Source organism: Micromonospora avicenniae, assembly GCF_900156065.1.
In the GTDB taxonomy this organism is placed as follows: domain Bacteria; phylum Actinomycetota; class Actinomycetes; order Mycobacteriales; family Micromonosporaceae; genus Micromonospora; species Micromonospora avicenniae.
In genome coordinates this window covers 137,780-158,416 of record NZ_FTNF01000005.1, presented here as the reverse complement: position 1 = coordinate 158,416, position 20,637 = coordinate 137,780, and the positions used below count along the sequence as shown (strand labels likewise).

14 protein-coding genes are annotated in these 20,637 nt (G+C 72.5%); 11 read left to right on the top strand and 3 right to left on the bottom strand.

The genetic code is table 11. From position 1 onward, the window contains the following. The first annotated feature begins 202 nt into the window (after positions 1-202). From pseB to BXA10_RS10435, 6 genes are read left to right on the top strand one after another with little or no spacing between them, the layout of a single operon-like run. Entirely contained in the window at positions 203-1,183 is a 981-nt protein-coding gene (gene pseB / locus BXA10_RS10460; protein ID WP_076470091.1) for a UDP-N-acetylglucosamine 4,6-dehydratase (inverting), read from the top strand. Positions 1,184-1,188: 5 nt separating this feature from the next. Beyond that, positions 1,189-2,340 (top strand): DegT/DnrJ/EryC1/StrS family aminotransferase, encoded by a 1,152-nt coding sequence (locus BXA10_RS10455; RefSeq protein WP_076470275.1) that lies wholly within the window; start codon positions 1,189-1,191, stop codon positions 2,338-2,340. Between the two features lie 10 nt (positions 2,341-2,350). Next, on the top strand, positions 2,351-3,193 hold the full coding sequence (locus tag BXA10_RS10450; protein ID WP_076470274.1) for a hypothetical protein: 843 nt from the start codon (positions 2,351-2,353) through the stop codon (positions 3,191-3,193). Next, positions 3,183-4,997, top strand: a complete 1,815-nt coding sequence (locus BXA10_RS10445) for a hypothetical protein (RefSeq protein ID WP_076470090.1) — start codon at positions 3,183-3,185, stop codon at positions 4,995-4,997. Before BXA10_RS10450 ends, BXA10_RS10445 begins: the two co-directional genes overlap by 11 nt. A gap of 16 nt (positions 4,998-5,013) precedes the next feature. Then, complete coding sequence (locus BXA10_RS10440) at positions 5,014-5,745, top strand: cytidylyltransferase domain-containing protein (RefSeq protein ID WP_076470089.1); 732 nt, start codon at positions 5,014-5,016, stop codon at positions 5,743-5,745. After that, positions 5,742-6,794: a PseG/SpsG family protein gene (locus BXA10_RS10435; protein ID WP_076470088.1), complete on the top strand. Its 1,053-nt coding sequence runs from the start codon at positions 5,742-5,744 to the stop codon at positions 6,792-6,794. The genes BXA10_RS10440 and BXA10_RS10435 overlap by 4 nt, the downstream gene beginning before the upstream one ends. Positions 6,795-6,936: 142 nt before the next feature. Here the strand turns inward: BXA10_RS10435 and BXA10_RS10430 are convergent, their stop codons facing one another. After that, positions 6,937-8,907 carry a hypothetical protein gene (locus tag BXA10_RS10430; protein WP_076470087.1) on the bottom strand — a complete coding sequence of 657 codons (1,971 nt, stop codon included), beginning with the start codon at positions 8,905-8,907 and terminating at the stop codon, positions 6,937-6,939. Between the two features lie 165 nt (positions 8,908-9,072). On the opposite strand from BXA10_RS10430, the gene BXA10_RS10425 reads away from it, so the two are divergent. From BXA10_RS10425 to BXA10_RS10410, 4 genes are all read left to right on the top strand, one after another. Beyond that, entirely contained in the window at positions 9,073-9,708 is a 636-nt protein-coding gene (locus BXA10_RS10425; protein ID WP_076470086.1) for an alpha-ketoglutarate-dependent dioxygenase AlkB, read from the top strand. A gap of 295 nt (positions 9,709-10,003) precedes the next feature. Beyond that, positions 10,004-11,482, top strand: coding sequence for a glycosyltransferase family 39 protein (locus tag BXA10_RS10420; protein WP_076470085.1), 1,479 nt, complete (start codon positions 10,004-10,006; stop codon positions 11,480-11,482). Then, positions 11,400-12,626 carry a glycosyltransferase family 2 protein gene (locus tag BXA10_RS10415; protein ID WP_076470084.1) on the top strand — a complete coding sequence of 409 codons (1,227 nt, stop codon included), beginning with the start codon at positions 11,400-11,402 and terminating at the stop codon, positions 12,624-12,626. Before BXA10_RS10420 ends, BXA10_RS10415 begins: the two co-directional genes overlap by 83 nt. A 195-nt stretch (positions 12,627-12,821) precedes the next feature. Then, on the top strand, positions 12,822-14,171 hold the full coding sequence (locus tag BXA10_RS10410; RefSeq protein ID WP_076470273.1) for a uracil-xanthine permease family protein: 1,350 nt from the start codon (positions 12,822-12,824) through the stop codon (positions 14,169-14,171). A 189-nt stretch (positions 14,172-14,360) separates the two neighbouring features. Here the strand turns inward: BXA10_RS10410 and BXA10_RS10405 are convergent, their stop codons facing one another. Together BXA10_RS10405 and BXA10_RS10400 are read right to left on the bottom strand one after the other, a co-directional pair. Next, positions 14,361-16,844: a DNA gyrase/topoisomerase IV subunit A gene (locus tag BXA10_RS10405; protein ID WP_076470083.1), complete on the bottom strand. Its 2,484-nt coding sequence runs from the start codon at positions 16,842-16,844 to the stop codon at positions 14,361-14,363. 31 nt (positions 16,845-16,875) lie between these two features. Then, positions 16,876-18,933, bottom strand: a complete 2,058-nt coding sequence (locus BXA10_RS10400; RefSeq protein WP_076470082.1) for a DNA gyrase/topoisomerase IV subunit B — start codon at positions 18,931-18,933, stop codon at positions 16,876-16,878. 396 nt (positions 18,934-19,329) lie between these two features. Between BXA10_RS10400 and BXA10_RS10395 the strand changes: the two genes are divergently transcribed. Next, positions 19,330-20,589: an SGNH/GDSL hydrolase family protein gene (locus BXA10_RS10395; protein WP_076470081.1), complete on the top strand. Its 1,260-nt coding sequence runs from the start codon at positions 19,330-19,332 to the stop codon at positions 20,587-20,589. The last annotated feature ends 48 nt before the right edge of the window (positions 20,590-20,637 follow it).

The following is a 20,637-nucleotide window of genomic DNA, read 5'->3' as shown; positions in this document are numbered from 1 at the left end:
CGAGTGTAGCCGAGGTTTTCGCACCCACCACCCGCGCTGCAATGCACAGGAGATGTTCGCCTGGAAGGCATTCCGCATTCACCTTGCTCGGAGCGGCAGTTCACGGAATCGGGTTGGCGTGTTAACCCACCGGGTCTATCGTCTCGATCCGTTCCATCGGCCGGGCGCCGACCGAAAGCCACCACGACCGCGGGAGAAGCAATTGAAAGAGCTGAATGGATCTTCCATTCTTGTCACCGGAGGAACGGGTTCCTTCGGGAAGGCCTTCCTGCGGCACGTCCTCGCCGAGGCCGACCCGGCCCGGGTCGTGGTCTTCTCCCGTGACGAGCTCAAGCAGTACGAGCTGCGCCAGCAGCTCGGCGACGACCCACGGCTGCGCTGGTTCATCGGCGACATCCGCGACCGGCACCGGCTCACCCGGGCCATGCACGGGGTGGACCACGTGGTGCACGCCGCCGCGCTCAAGCAGGTGGACACCGCCGAGTACAACCCGTCGGAGTTCATCGCCACCAACATCACCGGCTGCCAGCACGTGGTCGACGCCGCCATCGAGGCGGGCGTGAAGAAGGTCATCGCGCTCTCCACCGACAAGGCGTCCAGCCCGATCAACCTGTACGGCGCCACCAAGCTGGTCGGCGACAAGCTGTTCATCTCCGCGAACCACTACGCCGCCCAGCACCCGACCCGGTTCGCCGTGGTGCGCTACGGCAACGTGGTCGGCAGCCGCGGCTCGGTGGTCCCGCTGTTCCGCAGGTTGGCCGCCGAGGGCAAGAGCCTGCCGATCACGGACAAGCGGATGACCCGTTTCTGGATCACCCTCCCGCAGGCCGTCCAGTTCGTCGTCGACTCGTTCGACCAGATGCAGGGCGGCGAGCTGTTCGTTCCACGGATCCCCAGCATGCGCATCCTCGACCTGGTCGAGGCCGTCGCCCCGGACGCCACCACCCACGAGGTCGGCATCCGCCCCGGCGAGAAGCTCCATGAAGAGATGATCTCCCTGGACGACAGCCGCCGGACGCTGCGCGCGCCGGACCGGTTCATCGTCCAGCCGACCATCGCCACCTGGGGTTACGAGCCGCCGGTCGACTGCGAGCCGGTGCCGGAGAGCTTCGCGTACCGGTCGGACAGCAACGACGAGTGGCTCAGCGTCGAACAGCTCCGCGACGTCCTCAGCGCGCAGTGATGGCGATGCTCCCGTACGGGCGTCAGTCGGTCACCGAGGACGACGTCGAGGCCGTGGTCGCCGCCCTGCGCAGCGACTGGCTCACCACCGGCCCGCAGGTCGACGGCTTCGAGGCCGACCTGGCCGAGTGGACCGGCGGAGTGGGGTGCGCCGCCGTCTCCAACGGCACCGCCGCGCTGCACGTCGCGTACGCGGCGGCCGGCGTCGGCCCCGGCGACGAGGTGATCGTCCCGCCCATGACGTTCGTGGCGACGGCCAGCAGCGCCGTCGCGCTGGGTGCGAAGATCGTGTTCGCCGACGTCGAGGAGGAGACCTTCACCCTCGATCCGGCCGCCGTCGCCGCCGCGACCACGTCGCGCACCCGGGTGGTCTCGGCTGTCGACTACGCCGGCCACCCCGCGGACTACGACGCCCTGCGGGCGGCGCTGGGCGGCTCGGACACGCTCCTGCTGGCCGACGCGGCGCACTCGATCGGCGCGACCTACCGGGAACGGCCGGTCGGCTCGCTCGCCGACCTGACCACGTTCTCCTTCTTTCCCACCAAGAACCTCACGACGGCCGAGGGTGGCGCGGTCGCCAGCACCGACCCGCGCCTGCTCGAGCGGGCCCGCCGGTTCCGCAACATCGGACTGGTCCGCGACCGCGACGAGCTGCGCTGGCCGGACGAGGGTGGCTGGCACCAGGAGGTGCACGAGTTCGGGCTGAACTACCGGCTGCCGGACGTGCTGTGCGCGCTGGGCCGCAGCCAGCTGCGCCGGCTCGACGGCTTCCTCGCCCGGCGGGCCGAGCTGGTCGCCCGCTACGACGAGGCCCTGAACGACCTGCCCGGCGTGCTGACCCCGGGCCGCCGGTCCTGGGCGCGGCCGGCCTGGCACCTCTACCCGGTCCGGATCCTCGACGGGCGTCGCCGCGAGGTCTACGACCGGATGCGCGAGGCCGGCATCGGCGTGCAGGTGAACTACATCCCGGTGCACTGGCACCCGGCCTTCGCGGACCTGGGCTACCAGCGGGGGGCCTGCCCGGTGGCCGAGTCGTTCTACGCCCAGGAGCTCTCGCTGCCGCTCTACCCGACCCTGAGCGACGCGGACCAGGAGCGGGTCGTCGACGCGCTGGCTGCGGCGTTGCGTGGGCGGACGGTGCGGCCCGCCGCCGCCTGATGGGACGCTGATGCACCACGCCAACCACTTCTACGGCCACGCCCACGTGCTGGCCCGCTACGCGGGACTGGGCGACGGCCACCCGCCCCGGATCAACGGGTACGTCCAGCACGGGTGGAACATCGGTGACGGGCTGGCCCCCGGCCACCCGTACGCCGAGCGCACCCCGAGCCTGCTCTGGTCGGAGCAGACCCGGCGACGCGCCTGGTCCGTGGGGCGGCGCAACGTCGCCGTCATCGGCGCGCCGTTCGCGTACCTGCTGGCCATGCGCCCGGACGACCCGCCGGCCGAGCAGCGGGAGGGCACCATCTGGTACCCGTTCCACGGCTGGGAGGGGCAGCACGTACACGGCGACCACAAGAAGCTGATCGCCCTGATCCGGGAGACCGAACCGGGTCCGGTGACCGTCTGCCTCTACTGGCACGAGTACGGCATGCGTACGGTCCGGCGGCTCTACGAGAACGCCGGCTTCCGCGTGATCTGCCACGGTTACCGGGGGCACTGGTGGAAGAACACCGACCCGTACTTCCTCGACAAGCAGCTCATCGAGCTGCGCCGGCATCGCCGGGTGGCCTCGAACCGGCTGACCAGCGCGATCTTCTACGGCATCGCGGCGGGCTGCGAACCGGCCGTGTACGGCGACCCGATGGTGCTCGCCAACGAGGACCCCACCTTCGGCGGTACCGCCCGGATCCGCCGGCAGTGGCCGGAGCTGCACGGCCCGGCGGTCGACCTCCCAACCGCCGCCGCGATCGCCCGCGACGAACTGGGCCTCGACCACCGCTGCACGCCGGCCGAACTGCGCGAGCTGCTCGGCTGGGCGAATCTCCAGGAGGAACCAGTTGACGACTGAAACGGCACCGGCCGACCGGATCGTGCTCCCCGGCGGGGAGATGCTGGCCTGGTCCGACCTGCCGGAGGGGCGAGCGGTCACGACCGGGACGCTGGCGGCACTGGCCGCCACTGTCGTCCCGGCCGGAGCCTCCGTACTGGTCGCCGGGCCGCACGACCCGGCGCTGCTCGACCGGCTCGCGCACGCCGAGGTGACCTGTCTGCTGCGTGGCTACCCGGACGGGGTGACCCTCGCGGCGCGCGCCGCCCGGGTGGTGGTGGGTGGCCCCACCGGCCTCGCCGACGGCGAACTGTTCGACGTGGTGATCGCCGGCGCCGGGCTCGACACCGTCGAATCCGTCGAGGGCGCCCGGCTGGGCTGGGGCGGTGTCCTCGCCCGGCTCACCCGCGCGCTGCGTCCCGGCGGCACCCTGCTGCTGTGGCTGGAGAACCCGATGGGGCTGCGCCGGTTCGTCGACACCGACGCCTGGTACGCCCGCCGGGACGACACCGCCTGGAGCATCTCCGGCGTGCTGGACACCGACCACCCGGCCAACCGGGAGCAGCTGGACGTCCGGCTGGCCGAGGCCGGACTGCGCCCGCGCGGCTGCTTCGCGGCGTACACCGACGCGGGCGCGCGGGCGCTGATCGACGCCGACGAACTGACCCGCGGCACGACCTCAGGCCTCTTCGACGCGGTGCTGCACGACGCCTGCGCGAACGGGTTCGCCACCACCGTGCTGCAGGACCCCGCCCGGCTCGCCGTGGACGCGCTGCACGCCGGGCTCGGCTCGGCGCTGGCCCCGGGCTGGGTCGTGGTCGCCGCCAAGGAGCCGGCGGCCGGACCCGCCGACGACGTGCCGCCGGCCGCGCTGCCGGTGGCGCTGCTGGAGACCGGACCCGGCGGCGACGTGCTCGAGGTGGTGGCCGACCCGCAGGGGTGGCGGTGGCGCGCCACGGCGACCGACCGCAGCGCGACACCTGCCGCGCCGTTCGCGACCCGGGAGGCGGCCCACCGCGATCTGGCCGCGCTCGACGGCCGGCCGGTGCCGGAGGGCCGGCTGCTGCGCACGTTGCTGCTCGACGCCGCCCTGCGCCGCGATCTGGACGGGCTGCGCCGGCTGCTGCGCGGGTACGCGGCGTGGCTGACCGGGCAGGCCGGGCCGGACGGGCAACTCGGCGGCGCGGTGGCGCTGGCGACCGTCGACAACGTACTGGTCGCCGACGGCGGGTACACGCTGCTCGACCCGAGCTGGCAGGCCACGAGCCCGCTCAGCCCGGAGGTGGTGCTCGCGCGCGGGCTCCGGCGCTTCGCCACCACGCTGGTCACCGGCGGATACGCCCACCCCTGGCCGTCCGCGTTGGATGTCGCCGGACTCACCGTGGTACTCGCCGGCGTCGCCGGCCACGACCTGGACCGGGCGACCGTCACGGCGGCCGTGGACATCGAGGCCGCTGTGACCGCAGCGGTGCGCGGGCTGGACAACGAGGGACGGGGTGTGCTCCTGAGCGAGCTGCGATCGGTCGAACCGACCGATCCGCCGGCCGGGACGCGCAGCTTCCAGCAGCTCCGCGAGGCGTGGCTGCGCCAACGCGAGGAGCTGAGCCGGCTCACGGCGCTGCTGAAGTGGACCGAGGAGCTGCTGACCTCCCGTGAGCGGGCGCTACGCCGGGCCGAGGTGACCCTCAACCTGCTCAACGGCTCGGTGAGCTACCGGGTGGGGAAGCTGGCCATCACCCCGGCCCGGCTCGCCCGGCGCGGGGCCCGCGCGGCCAAGCGCCGCCTCCGCGACGCGCTGGCCACCAAACCGCAGGAGCGGCAGTGAACGGACGGAGGCGCCGGTGACGCGGATCGTGGGAATCGTCCAGGCCCGGATGGGCTCGTCCCGGCTGCCGGGCAAGGTGCTGCGCCCGCTCGCGGGCCGCAGTGTGCTGGGCCGGGTGGTCCGGGCCGCGCGGGACAGCGGAGTGCTCGCGGACCTCGTGGTCGCGACCAGCACCGACGCGGTGGACGACGCGGTGGCCGCCGAGTGCGAACGGCTCGCCGTGCCGTGCCACCGGGGTCCGGTCGACGACGTGCTGACCCGGTTCGTCGGCGCCCTCGACGCCCATCCCGGGGACGCGGTCATGCGGTTCACCGCCGACTGCCCGCTGCTCGACCCGGAGATCATCGCGATGGTGGCGTCGGTCTACCGGGCGGTGCCCGGACTCGACTACGCCAGCACGTCGATCGCCCGTACCCTGCCGCGCGGACTGGACGTGGAGATCATCCGCGCCGAGGCGCTACGGACCCTGGACCGCCTCGCCACCGACCACCACCGGGTGCACGTCACCTCGTACGCGTACACCCATCCGGAGTCGTTCCGGGTGCTCGGGGTGACCCTCACCCCGGACCGGTCCGGGCTGCGGCTCACGCTCGACACCGAGCAGGACTGGACCCTGCTACGGGCGGTCGTCGACCATTTCGGTGACGTGAGCGTGCCGCTGAGCAAACTCGCCGACTGGCTCGACGGGCAGCCGGCGCTGCGGGCGGTCAACGCCGACGTACGCCAGAAGCGGCTGGAGGAGTCCTGAGAACCGTACGTGTCGGGTTGCGCTGCGACGCCGGTCCCCGGCGCGGCGTGGGCCACCTGGTCCGGTCCCTCGCGCTCGGCGAGGAGTTCCTCGCCCGCGGCGCCCGGGTCGAGATGTTCGGTTCGGTCGAGTCGGTGGGCTGGGCGGCGGCGCAGCTGGCGGCGCGCGACGTTCCGCTGCGCCCGGGCCCGCAGACTCCCGCCGAACTCGTCGAGACCGCCCGCCGGCACCGGTTGGATGTCATGGTCCTCGACTCGTACGAGCTGGACCCGGCCGGGGCGGGCGCGCTACGCGCCGCCGGCGTGGTCACGCTCGCCATCGTCGACGGCGACACCCGCGGCCAGGAGGCCGACCTCTACCTCGACCAGAACCTCGGCACGCGGATCGACGCTCCGCCGTCCCGGCTGCTGGCCGGTGCCGAGTACGCCCTGCTGCGTGACTCGGTGGTGGCGGCCCGGCCACCGGTCCCCCCGCCCGCCGCGCCGGTGGCGCGGCCCCGGGTGCTCGCCTTCTTCGGTGGCACCGACGCGGTCGGGGCGGCCCCGGCGCTGACCCGGCTGCTCTTCGGGACCGGGCACCCGATGGAACTGACAGTCGTGGTCGGCCGCGCGGAGATCGGCGTGGAGCTGGCCGAGGTGACGCGTGGACCCGATCAGCTGCTCCGTCCGATCCCGCCCACCGACGCGCTGCCGGCGCTGATCCGGGAAGCGGACCTGGTGGTCAGCGCCGCGGGCACCTCCACCTGGGAGTTGTGCTGCGTCGGCGCGCCCGCGGCGCTGGTCTGCGTGGTGGACAACCAGCGTGAGTCGTACCACCGGGTGGTGGCTCACGGGCTCGCCGCCGGAGTCGGCGAGCTGCCGGAGTTGACGGCGGAGGGCCCGGTGGGCGAGGCCGCCCGGGCGAGCGCCGATCGGACCCTCTCCGGCCTGCTCACCTCGCCGGAGCGGCGCGCCGCCCTCTCCGCGCGGGCCTGGTCCGCCGTGGACGGTCTCGGGCGGCGGCGCGTGGCCGACGCCGTCCTGGCACTGCTCGCCCCCACCCGAGCCTGAGCGCTCGCGCGCGACCGACCGTCCCGCCGCATCGCGCGACCGGGCAGTCCCCCGCGCGGAGACCGTCCTGCCGCATCGCGCGACCGACGTCCCGCCGCATCGCGCGACCGGGCAGTCCCCCGCGGGGAGACCGTCGCGCCGATCAGCGCAGCGGCTCGACGGTCACGCGTGCGCGCAGCCCCGGCCGTTCGGCGAGCAGCCGCTCGACCACCGCGGCGGCCTCCGGGCTGGTGGCCAGGAACCGGATCGGACGTTTCTCCGCCACGACGACCGCCGCGGTGCGGGCCGGCTCGGAGAGCGGAAGGTTGTAGAACGCCGGCGCGGACGCACCGTGGCTGCCCTGCAGGGTGGCGAGGAAGAGGGTCTCCAGGTAGCCCTCCCGGCGGTGGTCGCTCACCACCACTGTCACCTCGCCGGCACGTACCGGCGCCTGGGCCAGCGCCCGCACTGTCACGTCGGCCTGCCGGGGCCGGTCCAGCGTCCCCGACCACCAGGCCTCGGCCCAGGTCGTGCTCCGGTTGCCGAAGGGCTGCGCGAAGATCCCGCCGCCGCGTACCAGGCCGGCCATCCCTGCCGTGGCCGCCACCAGCGACACCGCGACGGCGGCCCGGGCGAGCAGCGCGGCCCGGGCGCGAGCCCGACCCGGGGACGCGGCGCGCCACGGCACCGGCCGTAGCAGCAGCACCGCCCCCACGCCGATGAGCAGGACGACCAGCAGCAGGTGCAGGGTCTTGCCGTAGTAGTAGCGGGGGTCGGTGCCGAGCGCCTGGAAGTAGATGCGGAAGCCGGCCGCGAACGCCACTGTCGCGGCGAGCGCGCCGGCGTACCGACGCCACACCGGCAGCCGCAGACCACCGGCGAACAGCCCGGCGGCGACCACCCCGGCCAGCGCCAGGAACGCGTCGTAGCGCGGGAACACCCCGCCGCCGGTGGCCACGTTGTCGACCTGATCGGTGAAGAGCAGGCCCGCCACGCTCGGCAGCGGGGTGAGCACGGCGGTGACCAGCGCGACCGTGGCGAGCAGCCACGGCCGGCGGCGTACTGCCCGTCGGTGCCGGACCAGCCAGGCGAGCACCAGCACGCCGACCACCGGTAGGAACATCAGGTACGCGAAGCCCACGCCGACGCAGAGCGCCCCGAGCAGGCAGAGCTGGGTGCCGGTGCGGGCCACCGGTCGGCAGACCAGCGCGACCAGGATCGCGGTCAGCGCCAGACCCAGGCTCTCGCCGGGGTAGCCGTAGACCACGAACCGGGTCAGCTCGGAGCCGAGGGCGAGCGCGGTCGACACGCCGGCCAGGACGAAGGCCCGGACCGGGTCCAGCAGCCGGCCGGCGATCCGTGCCGCCGCCCATACCACCGCGAGCACGAGCAGGGCGTACGCGGCCAGTGCCCAGCCGAGGTAGTGGTCGAGGGTGCTCGCCGGTCCGCCCGGGGCGGTCGAGGAGCGCAGGAAGGTGTCCAGCAGCGCGGCCGTGAGGTGGAACCCCTGCGGGTAGTAGACCATCGCGTCCGGCGCGATCCGGGCCGCCGCGTCCGGGTGCGCGAAGAGGTAGCCGCCGACGGCACGGATGCCCTCCATGGCCGCCAGGTGCCGGCTGTTGTCCTCACCGGTCATCGCGTACGCCAGCCGACCGGCCAGCCCGCCGGCACGCAGGTAGGGCCAGGCGAGTGCGAGCATCGCGAACACCGCGGCGAGGACCGGCGCCAGGTCGGCCGCCGTCGGGCGCGGCAGGCGGGGTCGCACTCCGGTGACCAGGGCGAAGCCGAGCAGCACGGTGAACGCAGTGCCCGCCACCGGCACCGGGTGCAGCCCCCACGGCCAGTACGAGAAGAGCAGCCCGGCGGCGCAGACCGCGCCCAGCAGCAGCGCCGCCGCGAGCATCAGCCGGTCGAGCAGGGTGCGCCCGACCCGCAACAGCGCGGCGGTCAGCACCAGCACCAGCGGCGGAAGCAGCCCAGCCAGGCCCAGCGCGTACGCCAGCAGCGGCACGACCCAGGCGGCGACCAACCCGGCCACCGGCAGGACCGCCGACCGTCGACCGGCGGGTGGTGCCGCCGCCGGTGGGACCGGCGGCGCAATCGCCACGGCGCTGGTGGTGGAACTGCTCGGCACAGGTCGCCTCCTCCTGGCGTCGCCCGCCGGGTCGGGGCGGAGCCGCCTCACCGTAGGTAGGTCCCGCCGACGCACGGCGACATCCACGTGTGCGTCAGGTGACCGGCGGGCGACGAGATGCCACCCTCGTACACCTGTACCAATCCAGCAGGTAGGGTGGACTGCATGTCCGAGGTCGCCTACCAGCCCTCGATGCTGGACCTCACCGCCGCGGAGCCGTCCCTCGGCCCGCTCGCCGGTCGGCTGCGCCGGCACGAGCTCTCCCGGGGTGCCTGGGTCGACCACCTTCCCGGCTGGGTGAGCGGCTCGGACGCGGTCTTCGACACGCTGCTGAGCGAGGTGCCGTGGCGGGCCGAACGCCGCAAGATGTACGACAACGAGGTCGACGTGCCGCGCCTGCTCTGCTGGTACGGCCCCGACCGGCCGCTGCCGCACGCCCTGCTGACCGAGGCCCGCACCGCGCTCACCCGTCACTACGCGGCGGAGCTCGGCGAGCCGTTCGTCACCGCCGGCATGTGCCTCTACCGCAGCGGGCGCGACAGCGTCGCCTGGCACGGCGACACGCACGGCCGGTCGGCACACTCGGACACGATGGTGGCCATCGTCTCCTTCGGCTCACCGCGCTCGCTGTTGCTGCGTCCGCGCGGTGGCGGCGCCGGCCTGCGCTTCCCGCTCGGGCACGGCGACCTGGTGGTGATGGGCGGCTCCTGCCAGCGCACCTGGGAGCATGCGGTGCCGAAGACCAGCCGGCCGGTCGGCCCCCGGGTCAGCGTGCAGTTCCGGCCCGCCGGGGTCGCCTGACCCGCCGGCCTCCCGGCCACCACCCACGTTCCCGCACCTGACGCCACCCGTCGGGCCGTCCGGCGCGGCCGCCGGGAGCTGGAACCGCACACCGGGTCCGTCGGCCCGGTGGCCGACACACATCGTGCGTTCCCAGGCAACGAGGTGTTAACGGCTCCGCCACCGTGATCTCGCACATTGACGAAATCATCGGCGTGATTCACCGCTCGTCATCTTCGCGTAGCACATTGGAGCCTCGGTGCCTGTTGGACGCCCGCTCGCCCGTCTGGCAGGCACGATCCGTCGACACGTCGGAATGACGGTCGTGGTCGCGGCCGGCATCGCGCTGCGAGTCACGATGCTGGTGGCCTACCCCCCGGCGCTCTGGTTCCAGGGTGACTCCGGGAAGTACATCAAGCTCTCCCAGCAGTGGCCGGCCATGCCGGCCCGGTGGCCGTTCCCGTGGCTGCTCAAGGCGTTCGAGTGGACCGGCACCTTCTACTCGGTGAGCGTCCTGCAGCACCTCGCCGGGATCGCGCTGGGCGTCGCCATCTACCTCCTGCTGCGCCGGATCGGCGTCGGAGCATGGCCGGCCACGCTGGCCGCCGCGCCGATACTGCTCGACGCCACCCAGCTCACGCTGGAGCACTACCTGCTCACCGAGACCCTCTTCACCAGCGCGCTGGCGCTCGCGGCGATGCTCCTGGTCCGACGGGAACGGCCCGGTCTCCTCGCCAGCATCGGAGCGGGAATCGCCGTCGCGCTCGGCATGGCGACCCGTCCCACCGGCGTCGTCGCCCTCGGCGCGCTCCTGCTCTTCCTGCTGCTGCCCTGGCGGGGCTGGCGGTCGGTGAGCGCGTACCTGCTCGGGATCGTGGCGGTCTTCGGCTTCGCCTTCGCGGGCACGGGCAGCGTCGCGGGCGCCCTCGGGACCGGCGACGGAGCGTTCCTGTACGGGCGGACCGCCCACGTGGCCGACTGCGACCGGATGGAGCTGCGCCCCGGGCTGCGCAGGCTCTGCGCACCCCAGCCGCTCGACCAGCGGCCCGACCGGCCCGACTGGTTCCTCTGGAACAAGGACAGCCCGATCCATCAGGCGGACCGCCCCGAGGACCTCGACGAGTTCGCCCACGAGGTGCTCAAGCAGCAACCGGGGCGCTACCTCGCCGCCGTGGCCCGGGACACCGGCCGTTACTTCTGGTCGCCCCAGCTCGGCCCGATGGAGGTCTGCCTGGCCAACTGGTGGCGTCCGCAACTCGCACCGACCAACTGGGCGACGAACTCCGACTGCGTGCCCCGCACCGCCGACCCCGACTACCAGTGGCAGCCTGCGCCGTCGCGGATCGCGGAACCGAACGCGGCGAGCCGGTTCCTGCACGCCTACGGCCGGTACGCGGTCACCCCGCCGCTGGCCCTGACCGCGATGGTCCTCCTGGCGCTGATCGGGGCGGTGTGGCCGCGTCGTGGCCGGCTGCGACTGACCATCATCGCCCTGCTCTACGTCGGCATCGGCGTCGGCATCATGGTCTTCTCCGTCGCCACCTCCATGTTCGACCTGCGCTACGGCCTACCCGCGCTGGCCTTCCTCCCGGCTGCCGCGGCGGTGGGCTGGCTGCGGCTGCGCTCGGCACCGATCACGCACGACAAGGCCACGGCGGCCGCTGGCGAGCCGGAGTGGCTCGCCCCGACCGTGGCGGAAAGCAACGGGGAAGATGACGACGGTTCAGGAGTTCGAGGTCACGGTCTTGTTGCCGTGTCTGAACGAGGCGGAGACGCTGGAGACCTGCGTTCGTAAGGCGCTACGCTCCCTCGCCGAGTGCGGAGTCGCCGGGGAGGTGCTGGTCTCCGACAACGGCTCCACCGACGGCTCCCAGGCGATTGCCGAGGCCGCCGGGGCCCGGGTCGTCCACGCGCCGATCCGCGGCTACGGTGGCGCTCTGCTCAACGGGATCGAGCAGGCGCGCGGCCGGTACATCATCATGGCGGACGCCGACGACTCGTACGCCCTGTCGGACCTCGGTCCGTTCATCGAGGCGCTGCGCGCCGGGCACGACGTGGTGATGGGCAACCGCTTCCGCGGCGGCATCGCGCCCGGTGCCATGCCGCCCCTGCACAGGTACCTCGGCAACCCCGTGCTCAGCTGGCTCGGTCGGCGGCTGTTCGGGCTCGCCAACGTCGGTGACTTCCACTGCGGCATGCGCGGCTTCAACGCCGAGCGGATCCGCGCGCTCGGGCTCTGCATGCCGGGCATGGAGTTCGCGTCCGAACTGGTGGTCCGGGCCGCGCTCGCGGGCTACGACATCGTCGAGGTGCCCACCACCCTCTCACCCGACGGTCGGTCCCGTCCGCCGCACCTGCGCACCTGGCGCGACGGCTGGCGACACCTGCGCTTCCTGCTGGTGTTCGCGCCGAGCCGGACGCTGGTCTGGCCGGGCACGGTGCTCGCCCTGCTCGGGCTGCTGGGCGTGGCGGGTCTCAGCTTCGGCCCGCTGAGCCTCGGACCGGTCCGTCTCGACGTCAGCACCCTGGTGTACGCGTGCCTCATGGTCCTCGTCGGAGTACAGCTCGTGCTCTTCGGCGGTCTCGCCGCGATCTACGGGCGGCAGGAGCGGCTGGTCCCACAGCGGGCGACCGACCGGTGGATCCGCCTGCTACGCCTGGAGGCCAGCGTCACCGTCGGTCTGCTGCTGCTCGCGGCGGGTGTCGCGGGCACGATCGGCGCGCTCTCCTACTGGGGCCTGGACGGCTTCGGCGACCTCGATCCGCACGACACGCTGCGGGTGGTGCTTCCGTCCGCCACCGCTATCGCGCTCGGCGTGGTGGTGTTCTTCTCCGGACTCGTCGGCAGCCTACTCACCCTCCGGCCGACGCAGCCGGTACCCACGATCGTGCGGCAGAAGGACCGGCCGGAGCAGGAGATGGTGCTCGCCGCCGGCTGACCTCTTCAATCTCGCTTCCCGCGGCCCGGGGAGGCGTCACCGGTGGCCGGACGGGGCAGGCGCTCGTCCGGCCACCGGGCCTCCGGTCGGGGCCGCACCGGCGGCACGCCCGTCACCGCCGGCGCGCGGCCTCTGCTAGAAACGTCCAGGGTCGTTCACGCCCCCGTCACGATGACGAACGAAGGGTGTGTGCCGATGACCCGACCCCTCACCGAGCCGCGTTCGCGCTGGTCCGCCTGGTCCCTGCACGGCGACGGGCGCTCCGTACGCCCCGGCGACGTGGTCCACCCCGATGAACGGCTCTCCTGGCCCCGGACGTTGGGCATCGGTGTCCAGCACGTGGTGGCGATGTTCGGCGCGACCTTCACGGTTCCGCTGATCACCGGTTTCCCCCCAGCCACCACGCTCTTCTTCTCCGGGCTGGGCACCCTGCTGTTCCTGCTGATCACCGGTAACCGGCTGCCGTCGTACCTCGGCTCGTCGTTCGCCTTCATCGCGCCGGTGCTGGCGGCGAAGGCCGGCGGGGACCTCGGCCCCGCCCTCGGCGGAATCATCGTCGCCGGGGTGGCGCTCGCGCTGGTCGGCCTCGTCGTGCAGCTCGCGGGGTCCCGCTGGATCGACGCGCTGATGCCGCCGGTGGTCACCGGCGCGATCGTCGCGCTGATCGGGCTCAACCTGGCCCCGGTGGCCTGGGACGGCGGTGGCGCCGGCACCGGCGTGAAGGCCCAACCGCTCGTCGCGGTGGTGACCCTCGCCGCCATCCTGCTCGCCACCGTGCTCTTCCGCGGCTTCCTGGCCCGGCTCTCCATCCTGCTCGGTGTGCTGGTCGGCTGGCTGCTCGCCGCCGCGCTCGGTGAACTCGACCCGACCGCGGTCACCGGGCTGCGGGAGGCCGCCTGGGTCGGCCTGCCCGACTTCCACGCGCCCAGCTTCAGCCTGCGGGCCGTGGTGCTGGTCATCCCGGTGATCCTCGTGCTGATCGCGGAGAACGCCGGGCACGTCAAGGCCGTCGCCGCGATGACCGGCCGCAACCTGGACCGGGACATGGGCCGGGCCTTCCTGGGTGACGGCCTCGCCACCGTCCTGGCCGGCTCTGGCGGCGGCTCCGGCACCACCACGTACGCGGAGAACATCGGCGTGATGGCGGCGACGCGGGTCTACTCCACCGCCGCGTACTGGGTGGCCGGGCTGACCGCGGTCCTGCTCGGACTGAGCCCGAAGTTCGGCGCGCTGATCCTCACCGTGCCGGCCGGGGTGCTCGGCGGCGCCACCACCGCGCTGTACGGGCTGATCGCCATCCTCGGCGCCCGGATCTGGATCGAGAACCGGGTGAACTTCCACGATCCGGTGAACCTGATGACCGCGGCCGTCGCAGTGATCATCGGTGCGGCGAACTACACCATCACCGCCGGGGACCTCTCCTTCAACGGCATCGCCCTCGGCACCGGCGCCGCCCTGGTGATCTACCACGGCATGCGCCTGATCACCCGCCTCCGCGGGACCGCCGCCGACCAGTCCCGCCCGTCCCCCGAACCCGAACTCTGACCCACCCCCTCCCCCGGCACCTGGCCTCCCGGCCTGCCCGCCTCCCGAGCGTTGATCATGAAGTTGTTACCCAGCCACGCCGGCGCGGGGGCGATAACTTCATGATCAACCGGGGGCGGGTGGGGCAGGGGACCCGGGAAGGCAGGCGCCCCCGGACCTGTGCGGTCCGGGGGCGCCGTGGAACGTCGGTCAGTCGCGTTCGATCTGGTGGCCGACGACGGTCGGGCCGAGCATCACGGCGAAGCCGGAGCCGTCCCGGCGCGGGTCGGCGGCGGGCAGCTCGACCGGCTCGCCGTTCGCGGTCGAGCCGACCGGGCGCGGCCCGACCCAACCGACCACCACATCGGTCTCACCCTTGAGGAAGCGGTGCGCGCGGACGCCGCCCGTCGCCCGGCCCTTGGCCGGGTACGCCGCGAAGGGCGTCACCTTGACCGTGGCGCCCGTCGAGGTGACCACCATCGGCTCCCCGTGCGTCGGGTCGTCGGTGCGGACCGCGCCGAAGAAGACCACCTGGGCCGTGCCGGGAAGGTTGATGCCGGCCATGCCACCACCCCGGATGCCCTGCGGGCGGACCAGCGTCGCCGGGAAGCGCAGCAGCGACGCCTCCGAGGTGAGGAAGGTCAGCGCCTCGGCGCCGTCGGTGAGCCAGGTCGCCCCGACCACCTCGTCGCCCTCGCGGAGGCCGATCACCTCGAACTCGTCGGCGCGTACCGGCCACTCCGGCGCGCAGACCTTGACCACGCCCTGCCGGGTGCCGAGCGCCAGCCCCGGGGAGCCCTCCGCGGCGGCGCCGAGCGGCGCCAGCCCCACCACTGTCTCCCCCGGCTCCAGGGGCACCAGCTCGGCGGCGGACATCCCACCGCGCAGCGACAACGTCCCGGCCTGCTCCGGCAGCACCGGCAACGGCAGTACGTCGATCTTGAAGGCGCGCCCGGCACTGGTCACCAGCAACACCCGGCCGCGGGCGGTGGAGGGCACGCTGGCGCGTACCACGTCGTGCTTGACCCGGCCGTGCCGGCGACGCACCTCGGCGGTCTCCTCCGACTCGGCCGCCGTCCGGGCCACCAGCCCGGTCGCGGAGAGGATGACCTGGCACGGGTCGTCGGCCACCTCGAGCGGACCGGCCGGTGCCGAGGCAGCCAGCACCTCCTTGAGGTCCCCGTCGATCAGGGTGGTGCGACGCGGCGAGGCGAACTGCTTCACCACCGCGGCCAACTCGTCCGAGACGAGCTTCCGGAGCACCTTCGGATCGTCGAGGATCTTCGACAGCTCGGCGATCTCCCCGCGGAGCTTCTCCTGCTCCGCCTCCAGTTCCAGCCGGTCGTACTTGGTGAGCCGGCGCAGCGGAGTGTCCAGGATGTAGGTGGCCTGGATCTCGGAGAGCTTGAACTTCTGCATCAGGGCGTCCTTGGCCGCCTGGGCGTCCTCGCTGCCCCGGATCAGCTTCACCACCTTGTCGATGTCGAGCAGGGCGATCAGCAGGCCGTCGACCAGGTGCAGCCGCTCCTCGCGCTTACGCCGGCGGTACGAGCTGCGTCGGGTCACCACCTCGTAGCGGTGGGCCAGGAAGACCTCCAGCAGCGCCTTCAGCCCCAGGGTCTGCGGCTGCCCGTCGACCAGCACCAGGTTGTTGACGCCGAAGGACTGCTCCAGCGGGGTGAGGCGGTAGAGGTCGGCCAGGAGCGCCTGCGGATTGACCCCGACCTTGCACTCGACGACCAGCCGGGTGCCGCTCTCCCGGTCGGTGAGGTCCTTCACGTCGGCGATGCCGCTCAGCCGCTTGGTCTTGGTGACCTCGTTGGTGATCGCCGCGATGACCTTCTCCGCGCCGACGCCGTACGGCAGCTCCACCACGGTGATCGCCTGCCGCCCGCGGCTGCCCTCCAGCGGGCCGATCTCGACCTTGGCACGCATGCGGACCACGCCGCGACCGGTCTCGTACGCCCGGCGCACCTCGTCGAGGCCGAGCAGCATGCCACCGGTGGGCAGGTCGGGGCCCGGGACGAACTCCATCAGCTTGTCCAGCGAGGCATCCGGGTGGTTGATCAGCCAGCGCGCGGCCTGGACGACCTCGGCGAGGTTGTGCGGGATCATGTTGGTGGCCATGCCCACCGCGATCCCGGACGCACCGTTGACCAGGAGGTTGGGGAAGGCGGCCGGCAGCACCGTCGGCTGAGTCAGCGAGCCGTCGTAGTTCGGCTCGACGTCGACCGTGTCCTCGCCGAGCTCGCCGACGAGCAGCATCGCCTCACGGGACATCCGCGCCTCGGTGTAGCGGGCGGCCGCCGGGCCGTCGTCGGGGCTGCCGAAGTTGCCGTGCCCGTCGATGAGCGGGGCGTTGAGCGAGAAGTCCTGCGCCAGCCGCACCATGGCGTCGTAGATGGCCGCGTCGCCGTGCGGATGGTACTTACCCATCACGTCGCCGACGATGCGTGCGGACTTCACGTGCCCGCGGTCCGGGCGGTGCCCCTGCTCGTACATCGACCAGAGGATGCGCCGGTGCACCGGCTTCAGGCCGTCGCGCGCGTCCGGCAGGGCGCGGGAGTGGATGACCGAGAAGGCGTACTCCAGGTAGGAGTCCGACACCTCGGTGACCAGCGGGTTGTCGAAGACCCGTGCGCCGGCCTGGTCGAACGCGGAGAGGTCGACCTTGGTTTCCTTGCGGCGTGCCATGCTCAGTTTTCCCCTCGGGTGGACCCGGTGCTCATGCGTCGATCGCCTCGCGGTCGACTCGGTCGGCGGAGTCGATCAGCCAGTTGCGGCGCGGCTCGACCTTCTCCCCCATCAGCAGGTCGAGGATCCGCTCGGCGGCGTCGACGTCGTCCAGGGTGATCCGGCGAACGGCGCGGGTCGCCGGGTTCATCGTGGTCTCCCAGAGCTCATCGGCGTCCATCTCGCCGAGACCCTTGAAGCGCGGAATGGGCGTGACGATCTGCTTCCCGGCCTTCTCCAGCCGGCGAACCGTCGTCTCCATCTCGGCCTGGGTGTAGGTGTAGATGGTCTGCGGGTTGCGCCCCTTAGTGGTGATCTTGTGCAGGGGTGGCATGGCGGCGTAGAGCCGGCCCGCCTCGATCAGGGGACGCATGTAACGGGCGAAGAGCGTGATGAGCAGCGTACGGATGTGCGCGCCGTCGACGTCGGCGTCCGCCATGATCAGTACGCGGCCGTAGCGCAGGGCCGAGAGGTCGAACGTACGGCCCGAGCCCGCGCCGAGCACCTGGACGATGGCGGCGCACTCGGCATTGTCCAGCACCTGCTGGAGATTCGCCTTCTGCACGTTGAGGATCTTGCCCCGGATCGGCAGCAGCGCCTGATATTCCGAGGAGCGGGCCATCCGGCTGGTCCCGAGCGCGCTGTCACCCTCCACGATGAACAACTCGCTGCGGTCGATGCCGGTGGCACGGCAGTCCACCAGCTTGGCCGGCATGGAGGCGCCCTCGAGCGCGGTCTTGCGGCGCGCGGCGTCCTTCTGCCGCTTCTGGGTCAACCGCACGCGGGCCGCGTCGACGATCTTCTGGAGCACCGTACGCGCCTCGGCCCGCGTCCTGCGATCCTCCAGCCAGGACTTCAGGTGCTGCTCCACCAACTGCTGGACCACCTTGGTGATGCCGGCGGTGGAGAGTTCGTCCTTGGTCTGCGAGGTGAACTGCGGCTCGGGGATCCGCACGTGCACGACGGCGGTCATCCCCTCCAGCACGTCGTCGAGGGTGGGTGCGTCCTCCTTGGCCTTGAGCAGGCCACGGGTGTTGCGGGCGGCGTCGGCCAGCGTACGCACCAGGGCCCGCTCGAAGCCCTTCCGGTGGGTACCACCGTGCGCGTTGCGGATGGTGTTGCTGAAGCACTCGACGGTGCGCTCGTAGCCGGTGCCCCAGCGGAGGGCGATCTCGACCTCGGCCCGGCGCTGCACGTTCGACTGCATCACGCCGTTCGCGTCGGCGGCGTTCTCCCGGTACGTCCCCTCGCCGTTGACCAGCAGGGTGCCGGAGACCGGACGGTCGCCGGCCGGGGCGAGGAAGTCCACCATGTCGGTCAGCCCGTTGGGGAAGTGGAACGTCTCCTCGACCGGCTCCTCGCCAGTGAGGTCACGCAGCAGGTAGCTGACGCCGGGCACCAGGAAGGCGGTGTTGCGCAGCTTCATCCGGACGGCCTCGACGTCGAGGGCCGCGCCGGTCTCGAAGTAGCGGGCGTCGTGCCACCAGCGGATCGAGGTGCCGGTGCGCTGGTTGCGCTTCATCGCGCCGACGACCTGGAGGCCCGGACCGGCCGTGAACGAGGCGTCCGGGCCGTCGCCGTCGAAGATGCCCGGTACGCCGTGCCGGAACGACATCGAGTGGATCTTGCCGCCACGGCGGACGGTCACGTCGAAGCGCCGGGAGAGCGCGTTGACCGCCGACGCGCCCACGCCGTGCAGACCGCCGGAGGTCTTGTAGCCCGAACCGCCGAACTTGCCGCCCGCGTGCAGGCGGGTGAGCACCAGCTCGACGCCGGAGAGGCCGGAGCGGGCGTGTACGTCGGTGGGGATGCCGCGGCCGTCGTCGTCGACCTGCACCGACCCGTCGGCGTGCAGCGTGACCTCGACGCGGCTGGCGTGACCCGCGACACCCTCATCGGTCGAGTTGTCGAGGATCTCGTTGACGAGGTGACCCACGCCACGGCTGTCGGTGGAGCCGATGTACATGCCGGGCCGCTTCCGGACGGCGTCCAGCCCCTCCAGATGGGTGAGGTCGTCGGCCCCGTACAGGGTCTCAGGCTCTGCGGTCAACTCGTCGTACTCCCCGGTCTCGGCGATGTGGTGCAGCTCACCAGCGTCTCGCGCCGGCGCTGCGCGCCGCAGCGAGCCTAGCCGGATGCCCCGACAACGCCTCGGCACCCCGCGCGACCCGCCGCGCAGTCGATCGGACCCGCGTCTCGCACCGGCGTTCCAACACACCTCGTCCCCGGCGGATTCCACCCGGCCGCCCCGACGGGCCAGGTGATCAGGAGGTTCGGGTCACGAACGACCCGGATCCTGGCGGAGACGCTTTGATCATCGCGTACGGCGGGGCAGCGCGTCACACGCACCCGACCACCGCAGGGGATTGACGTTCATCACACCGAAGTGGTCTGATCGCGACCTCGAAGAATCTTTCATATTTCGATGGGTGGATGGAGGACTCGCATGTCCAGCTTCCGTCGTACGGTCCTGGTGGCCGCGCTCGCCGTCACCACGGCCGCACTGTCGACCGCCGTCGCGCTGCCGGCACCGGCCTCGGCCGCGCTGCCCACCGCCGCGGTCGCCATCGGAGACAGCTTCATCAGCGGTGAGGGTGCCGGGGCGTACACCTCCGTGGTCGACATCAACGGCGTCGCCCAGGGCTTCCCGGGCTGGACGGCGCCGAACAGCAACGCGTACTTCTGCCACCGCTCGGCCAACGCCTCCCTGCACCAGGCGAACCTGCCGGGCGTCCAGGCCCGGTTCAACCTGGCCTGCTCCGGTGGGCAGCCCCACGACATCGCGACTGCGTCGGCGTCACGGACGAAGGGTCGCCAGGTCGCCGCCCAACTCGACCAGCTCCGCGCGGTGGCCCAAACCCACGACATCGACCTGGTGCTGGTCGGTCTCGGTTCGAACAACAGCTCGTTCACCTTCGGGAACGTGGCCGAGAAGTGCGCCAACCGGTTCATCGCCGACGCGTGGACCGGCTGGTGGGAGTTCTGGGCCTACCTCAACGGCCCGGTTCCGCAGCAGCCGTGCAGCGACGCCGACCTGGCCACGGCGGCACAGTTCGACGCCGCGACCGCGGAGACCGTCGCGGCCGCACGTCAACTGCTGACCACCCTCGACCAGGTCGACGCGGACGGGCAGCACCGCGTCGTCTTCCAGGACTACACCAACCCGTTGCCGTTCGACCTGCAGTCCAACTTCCACAGCGAGGACGGCCGGGACGACACCCGGGACAAGTTCCGCGCGCTCGGCGCCGAACGGTACGCCGCCGGTTGCCCGATCCACCGCGCCAGTCTGCTGCCCGGCCACCACTTCTCGCAGGGGCTGGGCAGCCTGGTGAAGTCGACCCGGGACACGCTGGCCGCCGAGTTCCCCGCCGCCGACCTGGTCTACCTGAACGTCCAGCAGGCCTTCGACGGCGCCCGGCTCTGCGAGTCCGCGGCCAGCCCCACCGGCGCGCTGGCCACGCCGATCCGGCTCCAGGACAACCCGCCGAACGGCACCTTCGTCACCAGCCTCTCCGGCAAGGACAAGATCGCCATCCAGCGCATCGCGAACACCTGCGCCACCTACTTCCAGACCTGTCAGGAGTCGTGGCACCCGAACGCCGCCGGGCACCAGGTGCTCGGGCAGTGCCTCAGCGGTGCCGCGGCCACGGCCGCCCGCGCCGTCGCCTGCGTCCGCGCCGGCGACGGGTCGGTCGCCGTCTCCTGACCCGGGTCGTACGGCCGGGCCCGCCACGCCGCCCCCGAAACCAGGCAC